The sequence below is a fragment of the Shewanella aestuarii genome, from assembly GCF_011765625.1.
Taxonomy (GTDB): Bacteria; Pseudomonadota; Gammaproteobacteria; order Enterobacterales; family Shewanellaceae; genus Shewanella; species Shewanella aestuarii_A.
Genome location: NZ_CP050313.1, coordinates 347458 through 359661, shown reverse-complemented (window position 1 = coordinate 359661; position 12204 = coordinate 347458). Strand labels below are relative to the sequence as shown.

Here is a 12204-nt window from a genome sequence, read left to right as displayed (position 1 = left end):
TAGTCCCTGAGGGACTATAATTATTAACTCCTTCAATAAAAGTAGAACTCCAATCAGCATTGGCGCTATATATTGGCATGCACACAAATAACAAAATACTGAAGATTCGTATAAATAATAAGGAGCACTTTTTAACAACATTAATCACCACGCGCTTCTACCTCAACTTGTCGGTTCACTCGCAAACAATTGGTGCTGCCATCCGCGCCACAAGCACCGGTTTCACATACCGCATTGCTGTTTATTCTAAACTGAATCACGCCGCCTACGGATGCTGAGTTACAACTAATAGCAACACTGCAGCCATGAAACCCAACCGTATCAGGTGGCGTCCAACTGCTACTTACATTAGTGCAATTTCCCACACTGCCATTAAGCGGAAATAACTGGGCTAATGCCGCATCTGCGCCACTATTAGCACTATTCAATGCCCTTGCCCCCCACACTTCCATCGAAATGGCTTCATCACCATCTTCCACAATGCGTAATAAACTGGCCGCCAGTAAAAACATGACTATCAGTACGAATATACCAATAACTAATGCGCTGCCGCGCTGCTGACGAAAGTGCACTGTATTAAGGGACATTGATCACCTGCACTTGATGCTGATATTTAAAGGTTTCACCATTCACCCTGAATCGAGGTTCAATATGGATCATCGCATTGGTGATCAAACTTGATGGTGTTAACGTTATGGCTGGTTCAATCAATAAGTTATTCACTACATTTTGCGCCATTAATACCCCATTCCCCATAGTTGCGGGAGTGGGCTGGCTTACCTGATAACCATAATTGGCATAACGTTTTAAATCGACTGAACTGCCATCAACAGTTTTTTCAAAACAATAACTAATCGGCTGCTCAGCAAAAAACATTCGCTTCAAAGGCGACTGCTCAGTAAATCGGATTGCTGGGCTAAAATCTACATTCACTTGATCGCCCACCACATCTACAGCAGCAATAACAAAGCGTTTAGCGGTTGTACCAATTGGATTATAAATTTCTGCTGCGGTGAGCGGATAAACAAAAGCCCACTGTCCTGCGATGACATCTTGATTGGTTTTAATCACACTTGCTCGAGTGTCCACAGGATCCGGCGCTACTGGCGCCTGAATATAACTGGTACTGGATGCAATAGGCACAAATTCAATACATTGATAACTACCATCAATGGCAGTGGATAATCTTGCGGAATTAGGTAAGGCGCCACGAATATCTCGGGTGATGCGTTCAACCCCAAATCGGCTTTGGCTGAGCACCTGATCGACTGCACTCGACTCAACAAAAATACGGGTCCCAAAAATCACAAAACTGCTAACACCCACCACTACAATCCCAAGGATTAGAATAACGGTGACCATTTCAACTAAAGTGAAACCTTTGCGCTTGCGATGAAATAATGCAGCCATTAGTAGTTACTCCTTACCGCTTGGTAAGTGATCACTTCGCTACTTGGAGTGGTGACGTTAACAGTAATGAGCTTGGCCGCCTTAGTGGTGACATCGAGGTATTCTACCGTCACTTCTAAGTCAAAATTAGGATATACCGAGGCATAGGTTTGAGTGGAGTTGAACATCAAATCATTAATGCCCAGACCATGATAATCATCAACATCATTAAAATTGTCACGGCTTTCACCATTAGGACCTAATGCAGTTGAGCAAGGCAAGCCTAACGGACTATTACATGCAGGTACGCCGCCATTAGGATTAGTATTTTGATCATAACGTTTACCCCAAATTTCATTCATCACTGAGTGCGCAAGCTCAGCAGAACGCACACGATGTAGCGACTCAACCGCACGATTAGCTTGGGGAAAAAACATTGAGGTTAACATGACGATTGCAATACTAATAACCATCATGCCAACCACCAGCTCAATCAAGGTAAAGCCCTTTATTTTGCAGCTAGGTTGAGTTAAAAGCTTACATGGCATGAATATAGCCCTCTGACTCAACGGCAACCACTAGGGTGTCATCGGCAATAATATTAAAACACGCTCCACTGCAAATTGGCTGCAATAAGCGCCCTAAACTATCAAAGGTCACGGTAAAGTTTTGACTACCTCCAGCAAGCAAACTCACATAAGCACCACCTTGAAACTCTTGTAATAGCTCGGTTCGCAGCAGCGTGCCACTACAGGCATTACCATTACGTGCAGAGTAATGCCGCAACTGATAACCCGCAACAGTCACATTAATATCATAGCAACGGTCGGTATTATTTAAGGCGCGTAACTGGCCTTGGCGTAGCTCGGCAATAAACTCATTGCGTAACGCATAGGCACTATAACTTGAATCAGAAAAAAGCCGCGGCAACACTGTTACCGCCAAAATACCAATCAGTAAAATGGTGGTCACAAGTTCTACTAACGAAAACCCATTTTGCATTTGGGTTGAGTGACAGCTTTTCATCTAGAGTATTGATGCCTTTGGCAATAAAATCTTATTAGAGTATGGCAAAATATATCACAAACGTCTTGATATCCTTTAACAAATATCCTTTGAAAGTCTACTGAAATAATGGCCAGTTTGTGCTGCTACAAGCCAAGCTTGTCATTAAGAATAAAAAAACCTGCAAATGCAGGTTTTTATCATTAAATTACCGCTTAGCAATTAGCGGCTGTTGGAAAAGGTAATGGAGCATCATTTTCATCTAGTGCATCTGAAGTGAAAGTCGACACACTTGTTGCGGTCGCTTGATTATACTTAATATTACACGTTGCTGGTGCACCTTTTTGCTGAATAGTTACCACACCACCAGTATCCGTTATATTCCATTCATCAGCAGATAAATCTGTAGCATGCAAAATAGCAGCACTTGTGCCAGCTAAGTAACCATAGACAACGGCAACTGATGTACTCGGAGTTGCAGCACCATCACCGATACCAATATTGGCTGTCTCTGAAGCATCTTTTTCTTTACCTGCCAATGACGCTTTAGAGTACACCAAGCTATTCGCACCCTGAATAGCCCCTTTACACCTTGCAAGGTTGATACACGTGCATCGCCTTGTAAATTGATAAATTTAGGCGCTGCGGTAACCGCTAAAATACCTAGAATAATAATCACCACAACTAATTCGATTAAGGTGAAACCTTGTTGTTTTTGCATAAATACGACCTATAGATACGACAATATAAAATATGGATGCTTTTTTCCAAACTTGCTGCATTTTAGTAAAGCAAGGTAAGTGGCTAAGCAATGTTCTCGCGTTAATCCTTAACGGCGAGATTTGTTAAATAAACAACCTTTACCTAACAAGGGCGTCAATTATCTCACTTAGTCAATTTTCTGTCTTGCATAACTCGGTATCAGTTTGTATCAATCATATTTAAAACAGATATTTAACAACATCATGTTTGCTACAAATTAGCTGTTCTGAGCTTCTAGCTAAGGTTATTTGTAAATAGTGGCAGATAAGGGCTTAATTACGAAAAAACCTGCAAGATGCAGGCTTAGGTGAAGGTGACTGGCTAATGATTATTAACATTTACTTGGGTCTGTCTCTATGTCATAGGAGGGTAGTTTACCCTCTTCTGATGCACTTTTGTAAATCAATACACAAGAGTCAGTTGGCTCTCCGTCAAATGGGGAAGGGGCACCTCGCTGCCAAATTGCAACAGAAGCTGCTGATCCTTGTATTGTTCCAAACTGCACAATAAGCCAATCTCCATTGCCAGTCTGATTATTAAAATCATCAAATTCAGCCCCCAAGGCATCAACCAAAGATTGAATGTCTGCACTTATATATCCAAACTCAATGTTTACATCATTTGCAGCACCAATATCTACCGTTTCTGTAGCAGCTTTTTCTTTACCTGCGATTGCCGCCTTAGAATAAACTAGAGAATTAGCACCTTTCAGTGCAGCCTGCATTCCTGCTAGTGCAGACACTCTTGCATCGCCTTGAAGGTTAATAAATTTGGGGGCAGCAGTAACGGCCAGAATCCCTAAAATAATTATCACCACAACCAATTCAATTAAGGTAAAGCCTTGTTGAGCTTTCATAAATACCACCCTATTAATTCGACCAGCTACTCTTTACATCATTAAAAGTAGAATTTACTTAATGTCATTACAATATAGCAAACATAAAAAAACCTGCATGAAGCAGGCTTTTAGAAAAAAAATTAATTAACAGTCATCGGGATCCGTTTCTGCGACATAAGTTGGAAGAATTGACGAAGATTCAGCCTGTTTATAAGACAGGAAACAAGTTGTTGGAGCGCCGGATTGCCATATAGTTACTACACCTGATGTACCCACAAAGATATTCCAATCCTCAGTCCCAGTAGGATTAACGGCCAAATCTGTTACAGTATTAAATTTCACATCCATTGCATTCTCTAACTGTGCCTGATTTGCTTGCAGGTAACCAAATTGAGTCACCGCTGGCGTTCCTGTGCCAATATCCACAGAAGGCGCAGGGGTAGCAGTAGCAGCTTTTTTTTCTTCTCCAGCTATCGCAGCTTTAGAATAAACTAATGTGTTAGCACCCTGAATTGCCGCTTTCATACCCGCTAATGCAGATACGCGCGCATCACCTTGTAAATTGATAAATTTAGGTGCTGCGGTTACCGCTAAAATACCTAGAATAATAATCACCACAACTAATTCAATTAGTGTAAAACCTTGTTGTTTTTTCATTGTCAGACCTCGGATATTAAATTTAAAACTTATTAATTAACCAATCATTGAATTAGTCGTTATTAAAAGAGAGCACTTGCCCTGTGCCTGGGTTGTAGGTAATGCCATTTTCCCCAGCGGTATCTAAAGCTGGTACTGGATTAGCAATACCAGTGGTTTGGTTCAAGCTTAATGATCACCACCAACACTGGCATTTTCAGCTTCTTAGGTCACATAAAAAAAACGTGGGATAGCTGTTGCTGCAAGTAAACCGAGGATCACTATTACAATGACCAGTTCGATTAACGAAAAACCACTTTGTCTCAATTTCATAAGTTGCATACTCTTAAATTGCCCAATAACTTATTGCTGAAATTATCCTTACAACCGAGTTTACATTTACTTAACGTCAATACAATATAGCAAAAATAAAAAACCTGCATAAAGCAGGCTTTTTAAATTATTTTTTAATTAACAGTTATCTGGATCCGTTTCTGCAACATAAGTTGGAAGCGTTGTGGCAGATCCTGCTTGCGTATATACCAATGTGCAAGTTGCTGGAGCACCAGCTTGCCAAATAGTAGCCACACCAGCGTCCACAAAAATAGTCCAGTCTTCAGTGCCAGTTGTGGTTGGGTCATTAACTGCTGTTGCTACATTAAAAGAAACATCCATTGCATTCTCTAACTCTGCTTGAAGCGCTTGCAAGTAACCAAACTGAGTCACCGCTGGCGTTCCTGTGCCAATATCCACAGAAGGTGCAGGGGTAGCAGTAGCAGCTTTTTTCTCTTCTCCAGCTAATGCCGCTTTAGAATAAACTAATGTGTTAGCACCCTGAATTGCCGCTTTCATACCCGATAACGCAGATACGCGCGCATCACCTTGTAAATTAATAAACTTAGGTGCTGCGGTTACCGCTAAAATACCTAGAATAATAATCACTACAACTAATTCAATTAGTGTAAAACCTTGTTGTTTTTTCATTGTCAGACCTCGGATATTAAATTTAAAACTTAATTAATTAACCAATCATTGAATTAGTCGTTAGTAAAAGAGAGCACTTGCCCTGTGCCTGGGTTGTAGGTAATGCCATTTGCCCCAGCGGTATCTAAAGCTGGTATAGGATTAGCAATACCTGTGGTTTGGTTCAAACTCAATGACGCGACTTGGTGGTAAACACACAAATCGATACCCGTAACGGTTGCCCCAGTAATGCTTAATGCGTCACCACCAACACCGTCAAGCACTCTAACGGTATAACGCTGTTTTCTAGCATCTTCTGTATATAGTACATTGCGAGGCGCACTTTGCAGTACGGTATTAAATACTTCTTGGCAAGTCGCATCTGTCATCGTGGTGACATCCAGATTAGTTTCTCCAGTAGGGAAGCCAAAACGAGTGTCGAGTGAAACTGGGGTACCATCTAAAATAACAGAGCTATTACGACGACCGTCAACTTCCCATTGTGCACGTACAAAGCTTACTGCGGTCGATAATCCCCCAGAAACCCCATCAACACTGGCATTTTCAGCTTCTTCGGTCACATTTAAAAAACGTGGGATAGCTGTTGCCGCAAGTAAACCGAGGATCACTATCACAATGACCAGCTCGATTAACGAAAAACCACTTTGTCTCAATTTCATAAGTTGCATACTCTTAAATTGCCCAATAACTTATTGCTGAAATTAGCCTTACAACCAAGCTTACATTGCCATACAAATGTTAACAAGATTTTCACTAATATTAGCAGCTTAATGGATATTGCAAAAATATTAATTACTTAAATTGTGAGTGTTTGCCAAAAAAATGACTCTACCCGACGTTGTTTGATAACTAATTGTTGTAGAGTCTGGCGCAATGAATCGACACACGCCAATTTCAGCATCGTAACTCACATTTACTTGCTTAAGCGGGCTGACAAGTAATTGATACCACAATCGCTCACACCCCTTTACATCTAGGGTTTCTAAAACTGGCCAGCCTTGCTTAGATAAGCTAATCCAATTACCTGTAGCTAGCTGACTGTCAAAGTCTCGCGACAAGTTAACCGCATTATTTGTATCGCTTTCACCCACATTTGATTTTTTATTGGCTTTGATATCTTCATCTAAAGTTTTAAGCACATTTGGTGCCATACTTTGCCAATTAAGTAATATTTTGTCTGGCCTGCCGGTGGATAACCATTGGCTTTTCACCATGGCTAAAATATTTAGTAGTCGGTTGTGCTCCATCGCAAAGCTTTGGCCTACAAGGGTAGGAACAGTGTTGAAGTGACGGAACCCTAAAACACCTAGCACCAACAGCAGTACCACCAAAGCAAGTATGCGACCATAGACTTTTAATAAATCATCATCGGCTTTTTGCTGTCTTAACATAACCCGCACTGTCCATTGATATTCATGTTGCCTTTATCCTTTAACAACATTGAGCATATCCCACATTGGCAGATAAATGCCTAAAGCTAAAATTAATACGATACCCGCCACAAAGCCTATCAAGATAGGCTCTAGCTTAGCGGTGAGGTTTTTCAAATCGTAATCAACCTCTCCCTCATAAAAATCAGCGGCATCAGTTAATAGCTGATCAATTTGGCCGGTTTCTTCACCGACTGCCACCATTTGCAAAACCAAAGGTGTAAACAATTTGCTGCTATTAGACACCCTAAGCATTGATTCACCAGACTCAATACCATGACGCATATTCACAATTTTATCGTGCATATAAGCGTTATCGACGGCATCGGCAACCAAGCTAAGTGCTTGTGTCATTGGCACGCCAGCGCTAAGCATCATCGAAAAACTACGACAGTATCGTGATAAGGTTGAGCGCTCAATAATTGAACCAACGGCAGGAATATGTAACTTCCATTTATCCCATTGCTTTTCACCTTTTTCACTTTGATGCCAATACCGAACGCCAATAAATACGCCAAGTAAGCCAACCAACATATGCGGCCAAAAGTTAACAAATAGATTAGAGGTCGCAATTAATAATTTTGTCGCCCACGGCAGTTCAGCACCAAAGCGGGAGAACATGTCAGCAAATTTAGGGATAACCGCAATGTTTAAAATGACCATGGCAAGGGCGATGGCAATTAACACAAAAATGGGATAACGCATCGCCGATTTGATTCGGCGACGAGTCTCTTGTTCACGTTCAATGTAACCAGATAGCTGAATAAAGGCATCTTCTAACTTACCTGTGTTTTCACCAACATGCACCATAGACACAAACAAGGAATCAAATACATCTTGGTGCTGATTCATAGCTGAAGATAGCGGTCGACCAGAGGTAAGCTGAGTAGAAATATCATCTAAAGCTTGTTTCATTCTGACTGAATGAGTGGTTTCAGATAATCCTGCAATTGCCCGCAAAATAGGAATGCCTGAACGGGTTAGCGAATACATTTGCCGAGTAAAAATTTGCAACTCTTCGAGTGACACTTTACTGCTAAATAATTGCCCTAGATTGAAGTCTTTGCGGGGTTTAACTTCCCTTAATTCTAACGGAATGATGCCGCGCGACATCAAGGTATCTGCGGCAGCGCTTTCGTTGGCTGACTCAAGCTGCGCCGACACTGGCTGCCCTTGCGCATTTCGACCTCGATATTGATAAATAGGCATATGATTACATCTCTAGCGTATTTTGGCTGACCACATCTTGTGAAAGTGGCACTACGGACTCAGACACGTCTTCTACTAGTTTAGCCACTTCCTCAATGGTTGTTGTGCCCTTAAATAAATACTCCATGGCAGAGTGAGCTAATGGTACAAAATTAGGGCTTTTTACCGCAGCACGCGCAAAATCTTGTGGGTTACCTGTGCGCATCGCATCAATCATATTTTCATCTAATTCTAAAATTTCAAAAATACCAATCCGTCCACGATAGCCTGAACCATTACAGCTTTGGCAGCCCGTGCCGACTTTAAATGTCGCTTGACTAAAATCATGCTTAGAAACACTTTTAAGCCAGCTACTGTCTGCTGCGGTTAACTGATAATCAACACTGCAATTATGACAAACACGGCGCACTAGTCGCTGGGCAATGATCACCCGTAATGCACTTGCCACAAGATAACTGGCTGCGCCCATGTCTAATAAACGCAGGGCACTGGTGACCGCATCATTAGTATGCAAGGTAGATAATACAAAGTGACCCGTTAATGCACCCCTTAAACCAATTTCAACGGTTTCTTGGTCACGCATTTCGCCCACCATGATGATGTCGGGATCTTGTCGTAACGTGGTACGCAGTACGTTAGAAAAGTTTAGACCAATTTTATGGTTAACTTGTACCTGATTAATGCGTGGTAATTGATATTCTACAGGGTCTTCAACGGTAATAATTTTACGGTCGGCGGTGTTTAACTCGCTCAAAATACCATAAAGGGTGGTGGTTTTACCGCTACCTGTTGGCCCTGTTACCAGCAACATGCCATGTGGACGTTTAATTTGTTTACGAATGCGGGCAACGATATGCGGGGGCATACCGGTTTCATCTAAGGTACGTAGGCCTGCGGTTTGATCTAACAAACGCATCACCACTGACTCACCATGATAAATCGGCATGGTAGACATACGCACATCTATTTTATGGCCTTTAATTTCCATATGAAAACGCCCATCTTGCGGCATACGTTTTTCAGAAATATCCAAGCCCGCCATCAGCTTCAAACGCAATACTAGCGCCGATGCAATATTAACTTCATTCAATGTGTTTTCATGTAATTGGCCATCCACACGCTGACGAATACGCAATACCTTTTCACCGGGCTCAATGTGAATATCAGATGCACGCATTTGTACCGCATCTTCAAAAATAGACTGCAATAATTTAACCACAGTGGTTTCATTATCACTGTCGCCTTGGGTCAAATTGGCCAAGTCGAACATATCGTCAGCGGCGTATTCTTCTTCTAATTTTCCGGCAATCTGAGCAATTTGATCTGTACGGCGATATAAGTTGTCAAAAGCATCAAGCAATTGCTGCTCTGGTGCGACAGCAATTTCTAACCGTTTTGGCGCCACAAGGGTTTCTATGGTATCGATGGCTTGTAAATCGGCGGGATCGCTCATTGCAACCAACACATGATCGCTATGGCTTTCGACCACTAATGCTCGATGACGACGAGCTTGCACTTCTGATAATAGGTTGACCACTTCAGGAGTAATCGGACGACGACTAATATCTAAAAACGGTAAGTTAAGCTGCTGGGATAAAAACTGCAGTAACTGAGTTTCTGTAATGCAATTTAGGTCGATTAATGTTCGGCCTAACTTTTTACCGGTATTGCGCTGCTCTGACAGCGCCTGCTGCAACTGCACATCAGAAATAATATGTTCCTGAACTAAAAGATCACCTAAACGCATCTTTAATTTAGGTTTCATTGGCTTTCTCCTAGTTGAACTAATCTTTGCTCAATAAAGGTAATAGCAGTATCCGATAACCCGGGATACTGCAACGCTGAGCGGTAAGCGAGGGCGGCTTGAGCATATTGTTGTTGTGAGTCTAGCGCATAACCTAACCCCATCCACCAACGAGGTTGCGTCGACTCGAGTGTTAATAAAGATCGGTATGCTTTTTCTGCAATAGCAAACTGACCAACTTGCTGGGCTATCTCACTTTGGGCGATCCATTTATCTTTAGCGAAGGGTTGCTTATCTTCAATGAAGCTAAGTGTCATTAATGCGTCTTGATATTCTTGCAATGATTTTTCAATATTGGCTTTCATTAAATAAAACTCCCAATAAGCTGGGAACATGCTAATACCACTTTCAAGTAATCGAATCGCAGTATTGGTGTTATTTTGGCCAAAGTAAATCATCACTAACTGCTTGCGAGCAGCATGCAAACTGGGGTCTAAAATGATGGCGTTTAAATATAAACTAGAGGCCTCTTTTAAGCGCTGAGCCCCTTCTGCCACTTGCGCCTTTTGATATTGTGCTTGGGCTAATTGGGGTTTAGTCATGTTAACTTCAGTGACTGTCATGTTTGCTGGCTGTGCAGCTTGCTTAGGCTGAATTACTGTGACTGCTGCAACTGGCGCAGGGTTATCAATTGATTCTGAACTTACTACTTTTTCAAGTGTTTGCTCTGGATGGTCTTGCCTAGTTGAGGCCAATGAAACTGACTCAGCACTTGCAATTGCTGGTGCCTTAACTGGTGAAGGGGCATCTGCCAAGGCGATGTCGGTAAGCTGTTCGTCGCTCACCTGTTTATCTGTTACTTGCACCTCGTTAACCGCCCCATCTACCAGAACAGTTGTTTCAACACTCGTATTTGCAATAGTTTGACTTTGATTGGTCTGACTATTGGCATTGGGTGCATCGGCTTTAACTGGATCAATGTTGGTTTCATCTACTGTAGGCTGTTTAACCGTCGTGACTTTACTGACAGGTTGAATATTTTGAGCTTGTTCAAACAAGCTGTATCCCAACCAAACCATAAGCACAACTAGCGCGGCCAATACCCAAGGTAAGCGGGATTTTGTAGGCGGTTTTGCCTTGGTAGTAAATTGCAGTTCAGGCCGAACAAAGCTGGCAGGCTCAACTTTATTGTCAGCACTATCTGACTGTTGGCGCTTTTCTAAGTCTTGCAGCATTTTATTTATCACGCTCATAACAGCTCACCTATACGTGCAAACCAGTTGCTGCAACATGCCGCTGAACTGAAATTAAGCCCAACAATAATAGTAATAACCAAACCAACTAAAACAATCATTCCTGCTTTAGGTTTAACATTCATAACCGATAAATCTGGCTTGCTGGCATCCTCGGTATCATCTATTGCTTGTTTGCAATGAGTTGCGCTAACCCGTTTTAGGCCTTCGCCATAACACAGCAATAAACTTTTATGGGCCAGAATGTTTACTAACCTTGGGATCCCTCTGGCTGCGGTGGCGATAAGTTTAGATTCTTTCTCAGCAAAAATGGGATCAGTTTGTGCCCCTGCAACCTTTAAGCGATGATTCATGTAAGCCTGTACTTCATCCCAATTTAATGGTCTTAAATGATAACTAAAGGTAATGCGTTGCCTTAGCTGGCGAAGTTTTACTTGGTTCAGTCTTTCGTCTAACTCTTGCTGGCCAAACAGAACCACTTGTAATAATTTTCGGCTTTCAGTTTCTAAATTAGTAAAGAGGCGTAACGCCTCTAGACTCTCATCGGGTAAAGCTTGGGCTTCATCAATCACCAGTACCACCTGATAGCCCCGCTCATTTAAATCTAATAATCTTTCATAAATTAAACGGGTTAATTGCTGTTGGTCGAGTGACTCATTGATTTCAATACCTAAATCAGCGGCAACAGCCCAACGTAATTCTGCAGGCGTCAAATAGGGGTTAGGAATATATGCGCATTGAAACTGTGACGGTAAATCATTTAATAATTTACGACAGACTAAGGTTTTACCTGTGCCAACTTCACCAGTGACCTTAATAAAACCTTCGCCAGTTTCTAGGGCCATTTGCAGCACTTGTAATGCTTCGACATGAGGCTCTAAACCGAAAAAAAATCCAGTGTTAGGTGTCAAAGTAAACGGCAGCTGCGTTAGTCCAAAATGCGGCAAATACATA

13 protein-coding genes and 2 pseudogenes are annotated in these 12204 nt (G+C 41.9%); all 15 read right to left on the bottom strand.

Features of this window, described 5'->3' with window-relative positions; all coding sequences use genetic code 11:
- Positions 1–140 precede the first annotated feature (140 nt).
- Entirely contained in the window at positions 141–587 is a 447-nt protein-coding gene (locus tag HBH39_RS01755; protein ID WP_167675045.1) for an MSHA biogenesis protein MshP, read from the bottom strand.
- The gene (locus HBH39_RS01750) at positions 577–1410 is read right to left on the bottom strand and encodes a PilW family protein (RefSeq protein WP_167675043.1); all 834 of its coding nucleotides are present in this window, start codon (positions 1408–1410) and stop codon (positions 577–579) included. Before HBH39_RS01750 ends, HBH39_RS01755 begins: the two co-directional genes overlap by 11 nt.
- On the bottom strand, positions 1410–1937 hold the full coding sequence (locus HBH39_RS01745) for a type II secretion system protein (RefSeq protein ID WP_167675041.1): 528 nt from the start codon (positions 1935–1937) through the stop codon (positions 1410–1412). Before HBH39_RS01745 ends, HBH39_RS01750 begins: the two co-directional genes overlap by 1 nt.
- Positions 1927–2415, bottom strand: a complete 489-nt coding sequence (locus HBH39_RS01740) for a prepilin-type N-terminal cleavage/methylation domain-containing protein (RefSeq protein WP_167675039.1) — start codon at positions 2413–2415, stop codon at positions 1927–1929. The genes HBH39_RS01745 and HBH39_RS01740 overlap by 11 nt, the downstream gene beginning before the upstream one ends.
- A 194-nt stretch (positions 2416–2609) precedes the next feature.
- A pseudogene (locus HBH39_RS01735) lies at positions 2610–3115 on the bottom strand (type II secretion system protein).
- Between the two features lie 372 nt (positions 3116–3487).
- Positions 3488–4012, bottom strand: a complete 525-nt coding sequence (locus HBH39_RS01730; RefSeq protein WP_167675037.1) for a type II secretion system protein — start codon at positions 4010–4012, stop codon at positions 3488–3490.
- A 126-nt stretch (positions 4013–4138) separates the two neighbouring features.
- Positions 4139–4651 carry a type II secretion system protein gene (locus HBH39_RS01725; RefSeq protein ID WP_167675035.1) on the bottom strand — a complete coding sequence of 171 codons (513 nt, stop codon included), beginning with the start codon at positions 4649–4651 and terminating at the stop codon, positions 4139–4141.
- A gap of 207 nt (positions 4652–4858) precedes the next feature.
- Positions 4859–4963, bottom strand: a pseudogene (locus tag HBH39_RS20080) (prepilin-type N-terminal cleavage/methylation domain-containing protein); the annotation flags it as partial.
- Between the two features lie 138 nt (positions 4964–5101).
- Complete coding sequence (locus tag HBH39_RS01715) at positions 5102–5614, bottom strand: prepilin-type N-terminal cleavage/methylation domain-containing protein (protein WP_167675033.1); 513 nt, start codon at positions 5612–5614, stop codon at positions 5102–5104.
- Between the two features lie 53 nt (positions 5615–5667).
- Positions 5668–6273 (bottom strand): prepilin-type N-terminal cleavage/methylation domain-containing protein, encoded by a 606-nt coding sequence (locus HBH39_RS01710; protein WP_167675031.1) that lies wholly within the window; start codon positions 6271–6273, stop codon positions 5668–5670.
- A gap of 129 nt (positions 6274–6402) precedes the next feature.
- A complete protein-coding gene (locus HBH39_RS01705) occupies positions 6403–7005 on the bottom strand; it encodes a hypothetical protein (protein WP_167675029.1) in 603 nt (200 codons plus the stop codon).
- 33 nt (positions 7006–7038) lie between these two features.
- Positions 7039–8253 carry a type II secretion system F family protein gene (locus tag HBH39_RS01700; RefSeq protein ID WP_167675027.1) on the bottom strand — a complete coding sequence of 405 codons (1215 nt, stop codon included), beginning with the start codon at positions 8251–8253 and terminating at the stop codon, positions 7039–7041.
- A gap of 4 nt (positions 8254–8257) precedes the next feature.
- Positions 8258–10018, bottom strand: a complete 1761-nt coding sequence (locus HBH39_RS01695; RefSeq protein ID WP_167675025.1) for a GspE/PulE family protein — start codon at positions 10016–10018, stop codon at positions 8258–8260.
- Complete coding sequence (locus HBH39_RS01690; RefSeq protein ID WP_167675023.1) at positions 10015–11250, bottom strand: tetratricopeptide repeat protein; 1236 nt, start codon at positions 11248–11250, stop codon at positions 10015–10017. The genes HBH39_RS01695 and HBH39_RS01690 overlap by 4 nt, the downstream gene beginning before the upstream one ends.
- A complete protein-coding gene (locus tag HBH39_RS01685) occupies positions 11247–12203 on the bottom strand; it encodes an ExeA family protein (RefSeq protein WP_167675021.1) in 957 nt (318 codons plus the stop codon). Before HBH39_RS01685 ends, HBH39_RS01690 begins: the two co-directional genes overlap by 4 nt.
- Position 12204 lies beyond the last annotated feature (1 nt).

Excerpts from the sequence above, each read along its gene's own strand:
- HBH39_RS01710 (WP_167675031.1), bottom strand. The coding sequence starts at position 6,273 with ATGAAATTGAGACAAAGTGGTTTTTCGTTAATCGAGCTGGTCATTGTG.
- HBH39_RS01740 (WP_167675039.1), bottom strand. The coding sequence starts at position 2,415 with ATGAAAAGCTGTCACTCAACCCAAATGCAAAATGGGTTTTCGTTAGTA.
- HBH39_RS01745 (WP_167675041.1), bottom strand. The coding sequence starts at position 1,937 with ATGCCATGTAAGCTTTTAACTCAACCTAGCTGCAAAATAAAGGGCTTT.
- HBH39_RS01695 (WP_167675025.1), bottom strand. The coding sequence starts at position 10,018 with ATGAAACCTAAATTAAAGATGCGTTTAGGTGATCTTTTAGTTCAGGAA.
- HBH39_RS01750 (WP_167675043.1), bottom strand. The coding sequence starts at position 1,410 with ATGGCTGCATTATTTCATCGCAAGCGCAAAGGTTTCACTTTAGTTGAA.
- HBH39_RS01690 (WP_167675023.1), bottom strand. The coding sequence starts at position 11,250 with ATGAGCGTGATAAATAAAATGCTGCAAGACTTAGAAAAGCGCCAACAG.
- HBH39_RS01755 (WP_167675045.1), bottom strand. The coding sequence starts at position 587 with ATGTCCCTTAATACAGTGCACTTTCGTCAGCAGCGCGGCAGCGCATTA.
- HBH39_RS01705 (WP_167675029.1), bottom strand. The coding sequence starts at position 7,005 with ATGTTAAGACAGCAAAAAGCCGATGATGATTTATTAAAAGTCTATGGT.
- HBH39_RS01730 (WP_167675037.1), bottom strand. The coding sequence starts at position 4,012 with ATGAAAGCTCAACAAGGCTTTACCTTAATTGAATTGGTTGTGGTGATA.
- HBH39_RS01715 (WP_167675033.1), bottom strand. The coding sequence starts at position 5,614 with ATGAAAAAACAACAAGGTTTTACACTAATTGAATTAGTTGTAGTGATT.
- HBH39_RS01725 (WP_167675035.1), bottom strand. The coding sequence starts at position 4,651 with ATGAAAAAACAACAAGGTTTTACACTAATTGAATTAGTTGTGGTGATT.
- HBH39_RS01685 (WP_167675021.1), bottom strand. The coding sequence starts at position 12,203 with ATGTATTTGCCGCATTTTGGACTAACGCAGCTGCCGTTTACTTTGACA.
- HBH39_RS01700 (WP_167675027.1), bottom strand. The coding sequence starts at position 8,253 with ATGCCTATTTATCAATATCGAGGTCGAAATGCGCAAGGGCAGCCAGTG.